The sequence below is a fragment of the Labilibaculum sp. DW002 genome (assembly GCF_029029525.1).
GTDB classification, from domain to species: domain Bacteria; phylum Bacteroidota; class Bacteroidia; order Bacteroidales; family Marinifilaceae; genus Paralabilibaculum; species Paralabilibaculum antarcticum.
Window position 1 is genome coordinate 56,517 of sequence record NZ_JAKJSC010000001.1, and the last position, 12,586, is coordinate 69,102.

The window sequence follows — 12,586 nt, forward strand, 5'->3', positions numbered from 1 at the left end:
GCAAAAAAAAGAGCCACAGGAATTTTCCTTTGGCTCTTATCATATATTAATCGAAATTTAAATTCCTTTTTTTAGAGAAAAGAAGAATTGAATTCCATTTCCCTTAGGTTTTTTAACAAATATTCTTCCTTTGTGATAGGCTACTGCGTTCTTCACAATAGATAAACCTAAACCTGTTCCACCCATTTTGCGTGATCGTCCGTTATCGGCTCTGTAAAAGCGTTCAAAAATACGAGGTAGATGCTCTTCTTTAATGCCAATTCCATTATCAGTAAAAGAGAAGTAGTGGTAGTTGTTGTCTTCGAAATAGTTCTGAATCTCAATTTTAGAACCTTCGCCAGCATATTTTATCGAATTGTCAATTAAGTTTCTAAAAATAGAATCTAGAAGCTCCGTGTTTCCGTTGATGCTTAATTCATCAGGGAATTTTAATTCTATTTCCATTTTATATTCTTCCAGCTTCAGCTCAAAATCGGAAAGCATATCCGTAAGCATGTTTTTTACATCCACGGTTTCTACAGGAAACAGTTGGTTCGTTTCTTCAATTTTTGTCAAAAAGGATATGTCTTGAATTAGATTTGATAATCTATTGATTTGAATACAAGATCTTTCGATGAATTGTACCTTTTTCTCCTCTGGCATTGTTGGATTGTCTTTAATGGTTTCCAAAAATCCAGACACGGCAGTTATAGGAGTTTTCAATTCATGAGCAATGTTCAGCGTCATTTCCTGCTTAATGGTTTTCTCATTTTCCAATTTGGTGATGTCGTTTACCGAAATTTCAAAATTGCCATCCAGAAAAACCACAACTTGAAAAAGAAAGACCTTATGACCAACAATTATTGTCTTTTTCGTACTAATAATGTCATTGTTGGGAATGTAATTCGCCTCTAGCTCTTTGCTATTTGTATTGATAAACTCGGTTATCTCGGCCAGCTCAGGAAGTTCGAACATTTCCTGGTAATTATGACTAGAGATGTGTGCCAAATAGTTGATGTAATCGATAAAGTGACTGTTCCAAAGAATCAGGTTTTTCTTTTTATCGAAAATTGCCACACCTTCTTGCGAAATTTGAAGGTGCATAATCAATTTTTCTTTTTCCTGTTTTAAAGCCTCTGTTGTTTTGGTCAGCTTTCGATAAATCTTTACAATTTGATGACTGATTTCACCCAATTCAGTTTTCCCAAAATCTTCGTTAGGGTCGATATCTCTATTTTTTGCAGCATTTATTGCAAACTTGCGAAGTTTAGAAATGGAATTCCCAAAATGCTCGGTTGCGTAAATTAGAAAGATTACGGTAACCCCAAACAAGCCAATCAGAAAATAAAAAAATAAGGTGTTGGCTTTTAAAAAGCTTAGTACACTTTCGTTGATTGGTAAAGCGGTACGTATAAAATAATCGTAATAGTTCTTCGAATAATAGTAGTACGATTGCCCCGTAGATCCAGACAAACGAATGTTACTTCCTTTTTCGGAATGCAATGATTTTTGAACCTCTGGACGTTTCAAGTGATTGTCTAAACGCTCTAGGTCTTCAACAAAAGAATCGTAAATAACCTTTCCTTTTGCGGTGATAAGCGAAATTCGAATGTCTTTGTCGGGCATGAGCGTGCGCAAGGTATCAATCTCCGAAAAATCTTTGATGCTAAACAGTTGCTTTTTCTTTACCAGTTCGTGTACTTGTTGTGTATAGATATCTAGAGCATATTCAAGCTTTTCGCGACGATACAATCGTTCCTGACTATATTGAAAACCTCCAATAAGTAGAGAGAATAAAAGCACAATGATGAAAAAGAAAAAGAAGAGTCTTTTTTTGTATTTTGATCCTGAATTTTGGATTGCTTTTTGCATGAATTTATAGATTTGGGTATCAAGAGGTTTGTGGTTCAAAATAATAACCGTAACCGGATTTTGTTTTTAATAATTTGTGGTATTCACCAATTTTTTTTCTGATTCGTCTAACGTTAACATCTACTGTTCGGTCGCCTATGTGAATGTCATCTTTCCATACAATACTCATGATTTCTTCTCTGGAATAGATTCTACCTTGATGATCAAGCAAGAGGAGAAGAATTTCATATTCTGTTTTGGTTAAACCGATGTCTACATCATCAATGGTAACTTTTTTTGCTTCTGAAATTAACTTTAAGTTTTCAAATTCAAAATTCTCATTCTTTTCTGATGGCACAAAAACACGTTTGCAAATTACATGAATTCGGGCAATAATTTCTTTTACCGAGAATGGTTTTGCTACATAATCATCTGCTCCTGCGCTAAAACCAATTAATTTATCGGCCTCACTTGTTTTTGCGGTGATAAAAAGAATGGGTTTCTCTTTTAAATCAGGATTCCTACGAATTATTTTAGCCAATTCAAGTCCCGATATTTCTCCCATCATAATATCCAGAAGAAAAAAATCATAATTACGAAGATCTAACTTCAGTGCTTGCTCCGAAGAGTAAGCTACGTCGACATTAAATCCTTCCTTTTTTAGATTGAATTGGAGAATTTCACATAAATCCTCTTCATCATCGACTACTAATATCTTTAAATCTTTCATTTTTTGAAAATCTTTCCTGGGGTTTATTGAAAAAGTTGCCTTATTGCTTCGTAGGGCAAACAACTTTTAATTTACTGATCTTCTTCTGGCAGTTCTTGATGACGCAAATCAATTCCTTGCTGATAATAAATTGCAGCTTCTGCAATGTTGGTTGCGTTATCGGCAATTCGCTCGATATTACCTAAGATGCTGTTGAAATTTAGCAAGTTGAAAATTTCTGTAGGATCGGTATCCTTTGGTGCATTTTTACGAACCATACGTTTCAAGATTTGCGACTGCATCTCATCCACAATTTCGTCGTTTTTAATGGTCCAAATTGCATATTCATGATCACCATCTTCAAAGGATATTAAGGCTTTTTTTACCATCTTTTCGCTTAAAGAGAGCATGTTAAGAACAGAATCTTTTTGGTTTTCTGGAATGTTGGGAGGATCCATTTTATGGAAAAAGCGCATGACGTTATTTAGCTGATCACCAATTCTTTCTACGTGGCCAATCATTCTGAAATAGGAAACCAATAAACGTAATTCTCTTGCCATTGGATGCTGTAATCCAATGGTCTGTATAATGTTATCGCTCATCTTCAATTCGAACTGATCGAGCTTGCTTTCGTTTTTATTGAAGGTATCTATTGTGCTTTTTTCAACTTCATCTAAGCCATTGTTTACGACCTCTTCCAGTATTTCAAACTGTTGAAATACTAATGATTTCATTTTTGCAAAATCATTGTCGAGCTTATCGAACTTTTTGTCTTTCTTAATTGACATTGTATGTGAATTTGTATTGTTAAACCATTTTAATAATCAGAATGAATAAGCGTTTAATTTGTTTTGCTAAATCAACCAAATTTTCCAGTTAAGTATTCCTCTGTTCGTTTGTCTTTAGGAGTGGTAAACATTTGTTTTGTTTTCCCATATTCTACCAATTCTCCCAAATACATAAACATCGAATAGTCTGAAATTCTAGCTGCCTGCGACATGTTGTGGGTAACCAATACGATGGTAAAGTCTTTTTTTAACTTTACTAACAAGTCTTCAATTTTTGCAGTTGCAATTGGATCTAGGGCAGAGGTAGGCTCATCCAAGAGAATAATTTCTGGCGTGTAAGCAAGTGCTCTGGCAATACACAAACGCTGCTGTTGTCCTCCAGATAGGAAAGTTCCTTTGTTGTGTAATGAGTCTTTTACCTCGCTCCACAAACCAACTTCACGCAATGATTTTTCCACAATAGCATCCTTTTCAGCTCGCTTTAGTTTGATTCCATTCAACTTATAGCCGGCAATTACATTGTCGTAAATGCTCATGGTTGGAAACGGATTCGGACGTTGAAACACCATTCCAATCTTTCTTCTCAAAAGAATCGGATTCATATCGTAAATGTTCTCATCACCAAGATATACAGCGCCTTTGTTGTGTGTATTTGGATACAATTCATGCATGCGGTTAATGGCTCTAAGGAGCGTACTTTTTCCACATCCTGATGGCCCCATAATTGCCGTAATTTTATTTTTAGCAATACCTGCAGTAACATCATTAATTGAATACTTATCTCCACCATACGAAACCGATAATTTATCGATGTTTAATATTGGAGAAGTTATATTTTCGATTGGATTTTGTATCACGCTTCTTGTTTTAGTTGTGTTGTCTGTTAGGTCTGTGTTTGCTGTTACCTCTTTTTCTTTAGTGGCAACTACTTCTTTTTCTAATATTGTACTTTCCATCTCTTTGCAATTGCTTTAGCACTAAGGTTTAAGGTTAAAATTAATAGCAGTAGGAATAGGGACGCACTCCAAATCATATTTACCAAATTAGGATCGTTGTAAAATTCCCACACCAACAGAGGAACAGCACTCGATGGCTGCGTAACATCTGTATTAATAGCAGCACTTCCCAATGCGGTTAACATTAATGGAGCAGTTTCACCCGCAATTCTCGAAATACCAAGAATAACACCAGTTAGGATTCCACTAATTCCCGATGGTAGAATAACTTTCAGCATGGTTTTGTGATAGGGAACACCTAATGATAAGGCCGCCTCCTTTAAAGTTGAAGGGATCATTTTTAGTGTTTCTTCCGTTGAGCGAACAATTGATGGCAACATCATGATTGAAAGAGCGACACTACCCGCAAGAGCTGAAAATCCTGAAGTGACAGGCTTAACAATCCAGATATAGGCAATAACTCCCAAAACAATTGAAGGAATACCTTGTAGCATATCAACAACAAAACGAACCATATTTGTCATTTTTCCTTTTGATGCTTCTGATAAATATATACCTGTAATTAAACCTAAAGGAATAGCAATAAGTGAAGCCATCCCAACAATTATAATTGTACCAACAATACCATTGGCGATACCACCAGGAATAATTTCATTGTTGTTTACAGCAACCATGGCTTCCATTGTATCTGGCGCCACTTTGTAAAAGAAGCTGATGTTGATTTGTTTGTACCCTTTCTTTATCAATTCAAAAAGAATTAAAAATAGCGGTACGCTTGAAAGAAAAGCCAAGGAAATTAGCAGGTAGGTGAAAAACTTGTCTTTCAACAAACGTCTGTTAAGCTTCGCATTGGATATTTGTGTAGATGTATTCATTTTATATTAATATTGTCCAATTCATTTTTTGTATTGGGCTTTCCGCCCAAACCCGACTTCATCTTTTTGGCTTGATCCAAAAAACGAAGCAAAAAAAATCAAGGCTACTTTTAAAATTACTTCCTTATTTATCTCACACTTAAGTGCGGCCGAGCGATTTACTCCCGAAGATGAATTTTGTTGTATTTGGAAAACAAATACTTACAAATTCTATATCGGGATCAACTTCTCGGTCTTACTAAAGCTAAGCGTTAAAACAAAAGCAATTTGAAAAAATGCCGAAAAAGCATGGTGCATAAAAACGTCTTTTCAAGCAAATGCTCCTCGAACCCTTATTTTTATTGAAATCTTATTCATTTTATATATAATGATATCGCTTACGCTGATAGTTTTCTCATGATTAATTTTCCCAAGTAGTTTACAATACCCGTGATGACAAAAAGGAGTAATCCGATTTCAACCAAAGCGGTATATTTTAAACCATCGGCCTCGCCAAACTGGTTGGCAATTAAACTTGCCATGGTGTTTCCTAGATCGAAGATTCCTGTTGGGATTTTGTTGGAGTTACCAATTAACATGGTAACTGCCATGGTTTCACCAATTGCTCTGCCGAGTGCAAGAATGTATCCCGCAAAAATTCCCGAGCCAGCATTTGGGATAATCACACTCGTTACAACCTCTAATCGTGTTGCGCCCAGTGAGTAGGCCGCTTCCTTTAAACTTCCGGGAACCATAGAGATTACTTCTGATCCTAAGGAGGATGCATAAGGAATAATCATGATGGCAAGGATAATTGAGGAAGTGAAAATTCCGAATCCTTGAGCATTTAAGCCAAGATCGGCAACTAATGGTCTTAGCGCATAAAATCCCCAAAGTCCATAAACTACAGATGGGATTCCAGCCAATAGTTCAACTACAGACCTTAAAAAGGAGGGTAGTTTACCATTCTTATAATATTCGCCTAAGAATAAGGATATTGAAAAGGCGAACGGAAATGTTAAAATCAGAGCCAATATGGAGGTTACTAAGGTTCCAATAATAAAAGGGAGAGCACCATATGATTCTCTTCCTTCGGTTGGATTCCAATCGGCCGAATAAATAAATCCAAAACCAAACTCTTTAAAGGATGGAATGGAGCCAATAATGAGGGTAGTAACAATTCCAAGGGCGATTAATACGATTAGAACACCACTACCAATTAATAAATATCGAAAAATTTTCTCGCTGTTCATATGCTTTGAACGATTGCTGTAAAAAGAGAGCTTGCTTCCTATTAAGAAACTGTTTAAAAATTTATCCTTTAGCTTTTTTATAAGCTAAAAACCTCATAACTGCGTTAAATTATCTTTAAATAGAACCACTATTCGCATCAAATTTGCCTTATTCTGAGTCTTTTTTCTTCGATAAAAATTTCTAAAAATAAATTTAAACAGCTTCTAAGTTTGGAGAACTTTTCTATTGTGTTTGAAATAGAACTGGAAGCAAGCCCAATCAGATAAATAATAGCTTTCTTATTTTAATGCTTTTCCATTATAAGTTACTTTGCTTAAAACAGCTTTGGCTTTGGCAACAGCAGCTTCAGGAAGTGGTGCGTAATGAACCTTAGTTGTTTCTTTCTGAGCATCGGCACTTACAGCCCAATCGATCAATTTGATGGTTTGTGCTGCCTGATCCTGACTTCTGTTGTTATAGTTTTGCTCTTTGTATACGATTAACCAAGTGAAACTTGATATTGGATATCCATCTACAGCAGTTGTATTTGTTAATGTTACACGTGTATCGTTTGGAATATCACCAGCTGCAGCAGCACTTACCGATTGTACCGATGGCTTAATAAAGTTACCTGCTTGATTTTGAATGCTAGCGATTGGAATACCCTGTGCAAATGCATACTCAGATCCAATATATCCAATAGCACCTTTGGTTGAACTTATTGTTCCTGCAACACCAGGATTTCCTTTAGCTGCAATACCAACAGGCCATTGTAAAGCTTTACCAGCTCCGATTTTTTCTTTCCATTCTGAGCTAACCTTACTCATATAGTCACTAAAGATAAAAGTTGTTCCACTTCCATCCGAACGGTAAACAACTGTGATAGCTAAATCAGGAAGTTTGGCATCGGGATTGATTTTTGCAATCTTCGCATCGTTCCATTTCGTGATTTTTCCCATGAAAATACCTTCCATCAATTCAGGTGTGAATTTTAACTCTGGTTTTCCAGGAAGATTATAAGCTGCTACTACAGCACCTAAACATGAAGGAATATGTAGAACATTACCTGGCATATCAGCCAATTTTTTATCTGATAGGAATGCATCTGTTGCACCAAAATCCACAATTTTATCTTTTAAACTGCGAATACCACCACCTGAACCAATTCCACCGTAGGTTACTAAAAGACCTTTCGACTTGGTGTAAGTTTTAAAAATTGTATTGTAAAAAGGTTGTGGGAAAGTTGCACCCGCACCTGTTAAAGCTTTTGCTTTTTTCTCGCTATTCGATTTGTCTTTACCAGAGCCTCCGCAACTTGCCATAAGGGTAAGCGCAATAATGGCTGTAAGAAGCAGTTGAAATTTTTTCATTTTTTTAATTTTTAGTTCAGAACTTTCGTTCTTGGTTTTATTAAATTATTTTTATTTCTAATTGAGAGATCAAGAGCAATTCGCTCTGCATCTTTTGATATTACAATATTAGAGAGCTAGTATTACAAGAATGTTACAGTAATGTTAAATAAACGTTACATCTTTTATTTAGCTCAAAATGAGATGATTGAGACGTTGATTTGGTTTGTTTTTGTTGATTTAATAAGATAATTTAATCTAAATAAGCATGGAGAATGATTTAAAAAGAGCTGCGGAATTGATTAAAAATTCCAATTCGATGATTGCTTTTACAGGGGCGGGGATTTCTGTGGAGAGTGGAATTCCTCCTTTTCGTGGACCAGATGGATTGTGGAGTAAGTACGATCCCAAATGTTTGGATTTGGATTATTTTCATGAATATCCAAAGGAATCCTGGACGGCTATTAAATCGATATTCTACGATTTTTTTGGAAAAGCAAAATACAATAAAGCGCACAAGGTATTAGCCAACTTAGAGAAGGAAGGTTTGTTAAAAGCTATCGTAACTCAGAACATCGATAATTTGCATCAGGAAGCAGGTTCGAAACAAGTGTTTGAGTTTCATGGGAACTCTCAAAGAATGATTTGCCCAATATGCGATCAAATGTATCTGCCTGGCGAACTTGATTTGAATAAATTACCTCCTCGGTGCAAAAATGATGGGGAAGTACTAAAACCAGACTTCGTATTTTTTGGAGAAGGCATACCAGAAGATGCTTACCGAAAATCGCTATTGGCAGCAAGAATGTGTGATGTGGTTTTGATAATTGGAACGACAGGCGAAGTAATGCCAGCCGCTATGATTCCCACAGAAGCCCAAAGAGCTGGAGCAACAATTATCGAAATAAATACCGAGCCTTCGAACTATACGGACAAGATTACGGAAATTTTTCTTCAAGGAAAAGCCAGTGAAATATTGGTACAATTACAAGACTTGATCTCGTTAAAAAAATAACTTATTGTTTTGATTTAGTGAGTTGTGGCATTTATTATAAATCTGATTTACTCCATGAGAAAAGCAATTGCACGCTTCAAAAGCCTAATAAAAAAAGCATAATAGAGAATAATATTTTATATTTGTTATCGATTTAAGGCACAGGGCTGATTAAACAAGTTTATTTAGTTAACTGAACGATCATCCCAAAGCTTGTAATTGAAGACTGCTTTTTGCAGTTATTACATTGAATATATTAAAATAAAAATAGAATTTCATGAAATTATTAGAAGGAAAAACAGCGATTATTACCGGAGCTTCTCGCGGTATAGGTAAAGCAGTAGCAATTGAGTTCGCAAAGCAAGGTGCTAATGTAGCATTCACTGACTTATTTTATAATGAAGCAGCTCAGGAAACTGAAAAAGAAATCGCTTCATATGGTGTTAAGGCTAAAGGATATGCTTCAGATGCAAGTAATTTTGCTGACACCGATAAAGTTGTAGCAGAAATAGTTAAGGAGTTTGGAGCTATTGATATTTTGGTTAACAATGCAGGTATCACTAAAGATACATTGCTAATGAGAATGACTGAAGATCAGTGGGATATGGTTATTAACGTCAACCTTAAATCTGTATTCAACTTCACTAAAGCTGTTCAACGTACCATGTTGAAGCAACGTAGCGGATCTATTATCAATATGAGTTCTGTAGTTGGTGTTAGTGGTAACGCTGGTCAGTCTAACTACTCAGCTTCTAAGGCTGGTATTATTGGTTTCACTAAATCTGTAGCTAAAGAGCTTGGTTCTCGTGGTATCCGTTCTAACGCAATTGCTCCAGGATTTATCATTACAGAAATGACAGGTCAACTTCCTGAGGATGTGGTGAAAGAATGGGCTGGTAAAATTCCTTTGAAAAGAGGTGGTACACCTGAAGAAATTGCAAAAACTTGCGTTTATTTAGGTTGTGATCTTTCTTCTTACGTTACAGGTCAGACTCTTCACGTTTGTGGTGGTATGAACGTTTAAGAAATTACGATATCATATTTAAAAGCCATCCTTCGGGGTGGCTTTTTGTGTATCTAAAAGTTTGAAAAAAAACGGTTCGTGTGGAATATGTACAATTCACTACACTGATTCTACAGTTCGGTTCATTTCATTTTTTATTCCAATTGATATTTCAGAATATTGTATCGTAGGAAACTATATAATGAAGAACAGAACAAACACTAAGGATATGAAAAAACTACTACTATTTATTACACTGATTTTTGCCGTATTGCTAAATGCGACTTTTTCTAGTTTGGCGGCAGAGCCAGATAAGGAAGTATCCATCACCAGAAACTCTAACTGGAATTTCGAAAAACTGAAAATATCTACCAATGGCGATTTGACTTTTAACGATAATTATACAGATGTTATTTCTTTATCGGAAGATGCTTATTTGAAAATTAGCATGGTTAGTTTCGGTATGAAACGAAAGCTATACATTTCTTCTGATGAAGGTCGTGTGGTATATCGTTATTTCGAAGGTAGTAAAGAAATTAACTTTGAGCCAAAGGGTAGAGAATGGATGAAAGAGATATTACCTGATGTAATTCGAAATTCAGGACTCGATTTAGAAAATCGGGTGAATAAGATTTATCAGAAAAAGGGTGTTACAGGATTCTTATCTGAGCTTGAGGAGACCGATAGTGATTATTACAGATCGAAAATGGTTAGTTACTTGCTGAAGAACAATGAGCTTAAGAAACCTGAACTGCAATCCTTATTGAGAGAGTTTCCTTATCGTATCAATTCGGATTACGAATTGTCTCAAATCTATAAAAAATACAATTCAGCCTTTTTAGTTGATATGGAGCTTTCTACGGAGTTTTTCAACAGCTTAGAGGAATTGTCGTCAGATTATGAACTTTCTCAGGTTCTAAAATCAGTTTACAAGCTGAATGATTTAGATAATGGGAAGTTTAGCTTGTTTATTGGTGCATTTGACGAAATTTCATCGGATTACGAAAAATCGAACTTGATGAAATTGGCTTTAAATGATGACCGATTAACAAGTGAGCAATTGACTGAACTTCTGGAGCAGGTTGAGGATTTGTCTTCGGATTATGAGAAATCACAAATTATTAAGTCTTTATTGCGAGGACATGGACTTTCAACTAAGAATATTAACGATATAATAAGGTTATCACATTCAATTTCTTCGGATTATGAAATAACACAAATCGTTAATTCTATAATTGAAAGTGGTATGTTGAACAAAGCAAATCTTGATTTATTTAATGAGTTGGTTGAAGAAATTTCGTCGGATTATTCGTACACTGGAATTTTAAAAGACTTAATTGAATATGAAAAATTAGGAACTGAACGTTTCGATTTTTTACTGGAAGCATCAGAGAATATCTCATCGAACTATGAGCTGAGTCGTTTTTATCATGAATTGCTATATCGACGAGAATTGTCTATTGATCAGCAGTTAAGCTTGATTGAAAAAGCTCGAAATATTTCTTCTAACTATGAATTGGCAAAATTTTTAATGGAGGCAAGCCAAAAAATGGATTTGGATAATGACAAGATTTATGAAGCTTTGGTGAACGCAACTCAAGACATTAGTTCTGAATACGAATATGGGAAAGTGATGAAAGTTATTTATACCCATCGCAAAGATCGATAATTGAAAGGTATTGTAAGCTTATAATAAACAGTTAGAGAATTGCGTTTGTCAAGTGAATAAACGATTAGAACGAAATTGAGACTTTTCAAAGTGCAATTCAATACTGTTTGCCTTATCTTTAATACAAATTAAAATTAGCTGAATCAAAATCCACAACACACCAATGAATAAATACCTGCGATTTTTAATCATTAGTCCTATTCTTGGAGTACTTTGCTATGTATTGGCATTTTATGGCCACCTTAGTGAATTACCAGGAGCAGAGTACAAGTTTACGGGCTATTTGCCTAGTGCTGTATTTGGTTTGTGGGCAGGTTTTGCAGCATTAGGAGTCGGACAATACTTAAATAGGTTCTTTAATTGGCGTCATAAGCATGCACTAAGGTTCTTTGTGCAATGTGTTTTGTTATATGCTGTAGCATTGGTATTGTTAGCAATTTACTCAGAAATGTTTCTGATTTCGCTTCGTAGCGAGTTAACTTATTCTCAGTTTTGGTTGATGTATAAAGATGAGTTCTTTAAATCAATCTTGATATTGTTTATTTTGGTCTTTATTTATTCTCTTCTCGATTTTGTAGTTTATTCTTACAATCAAATGAAGGAGGAGGAAGTTCGCTCTGCCGAAGTGATGAACAATCAGCTGAATTTACAATTTGAAGCTCTTAAGTCGCAATTGGATCCACATTTTTTATTCAATTCCTTAAACACCATTTCCTCTTTACTATATAAGGATACCGAGAAAGCGGAACGTTTTATTCGAATGTTTGCCGAAAGTTATCGCTTTATTTTTAGACAGAACGATCAGGCCTTAATTCCATTGAAAAAGGAGTTGGATTTTGTACAAGCTTATAATTATTTACTTGAAGTGCGTTTTCAGGAATCTTATGAGCTGAAAATCAATTTGCCAGATTCAATTTTAAAGAGTTATGTGCCTCCTTTAAGCGTTCAGATGTTGGTGGAAAATGCCATTAAACACAATTTGATATCACCTACTTCGCCTTTGGCAGTAGAGATCGATTTTGAGAAAAATTATTTGTGTGTGAGAAACAATATCAATCCTTTACGAGTGCAGCCAGAGTCTTTTCAAATAGGTATTGAGAACATTAAAAAGCGCTATTCTTACTTTACGGATGAGAGCATTTTATTGGATAAAAATGAACAATTTAAGGTTAGTTTACCCTTAATTTCAGAATTACAATAG

Annotated in this window: 11 protein-coding genes; 4 read left to right on the forward strand and 7 right to left on the reverse strand. The window is 35.2% G+C overall.

The window, feature by feature from the left end; genetic code table 11:
- Positions 1-57: 57 nt before the first annotated feature.
- The 7 genes from phoR to pstS all read right to left on the reverse strand — a co-directional run bounded on the left by phoR (position 58) and on the right by pstS (position 7,740).
- Entirely contained in the window at positions 58-1,851 is a 1,794-nt protein-coding gene (phoR, locus tag L3049_RS00250; protein ID WP_275107758.1) for a sensor histidine kinase, read from the reverse strand.
- 19 nt (positions 1,852-1,870) lie between these two features.
- Positions 1,871-2,560, reverse strand: coding sequence for a two-component system response regulator PhoB (gene phoB / locus L3049_RS00255; RefSeq protein WP_275107759.1), 690 nt, complete (start codon positions 2,558-2,560; stop codon positions 1,871-1,873).
- 71 nt (positions 2,561-2,631) lie between these two features.
- On the reverse strand, positions 2,632-3,327 hold the full coding sequence (locus L3049_RS00260; RefSeq protein ID WP_275107760.1) for a phosphate signaling complex PhoU family protein: 696 nt from the start codon (positions 3,325-3,327) through the stop codon (positions 2,632-2,634).
- Between the two features lie 71 nt (positions 3,328-3,398).
- Entirely contained in the window at positions 3,399-4,283 is an 885-nt protein-coding gene (gene pstB / locus L3049_RS00265) for a phosphate ABC transporter ATP-binding protein PstB (protein WP_275107761.1), read from the reverse strand.
- A complete protein-coding gene (gene pstA, locus L3049_RS00270; protein WP_275107762.1) occupies positions 4,265-5,158 on the reverse strand; it encodes a phosphate ABC transporter permease PstA in 894 nt (297 codons plus the stop codon). Before pstA ends, pstB begins: the two co-directional genes overlap by 19 nt.
- A gap of 377 nt (positions 5,159-5,535) precedes the next feature.
- A complete protein-coding gene (pstC, locus tag L3049_RS00275; RefSeq protein WP_275107763.1) occupies positions 5,536-6,390 on the reverse strand; it encodes a phosphate ABC transporter permease subunit PstC in 855 nt (284 codons plus the stop codon).
- A gap of 279 nt (positions 6,391-6,669) precedes the next feature.
- Complete coding sequence (gene pstS, locus L3049_RS00280; protein WP_275107764.1) at positions 6,670-7,740, reverse strand: phosphate ABC transporter substrate-binding protein PstS; 1,071 nt, start codon at positions 7,738-7,740, stop codon at positions 6,670-6,672.
- Between the two features lie 247 nt (positions 7,741-7,987).
- Between pstS and L3049_RS00285 the strand changes: the two genes are divergently transcribed.
- From L3049_RS00285 to L3049_RS00300, 4 genes are all read left to right on the forward strand, one after another.
- Positions 7,988-8,734 carry an SIR2 family NAD-dependent protein deacylase gene (locus tag L3049_RS00285; RefSeq protein WP_275107765.1) on the forward strand — a complete coding sequence of 249 codons (747 nt, stop codon included), beginning with the start codon at positions 7,988-7,990 and terminating at the stop codon, positions 8,732-8,734.
- A 256-nt stretch (positions 8,735-8,990) separates the two neighbouring features.
- On the forward strand, positions 8,991-9,737 hold the full coding sequence (gene fabG / locus L3049_RS00290; protein WP_275107766.1) for a 3-oxoacyl-[acyl-carrier-protein] reductase: 747 nt from the start codon (positions 8,991-8,993) through the stop codon (positions 9,735-9,737).
- 208 nt (positions 9,738-9,945) lie between these two features.
- Entirely contained in the window at positions 9,946-11,385 is a 1,440-nt protein-coding gene (locus L3049_RS00295; protein ID WP_275107767.1) for a hypothetical protein, read from the forward strand.
- A 163-nt stretch (positions 11,386-11,548) separates the two neighbouring features.
- Entirely contained in the window at positions 11,549-12,586 is a 1,038-nt protein-coding gene (locus tag L3049_RS00300) for a sensor histidine kinase (protein ID WP_275107768.1), read from the forward strand.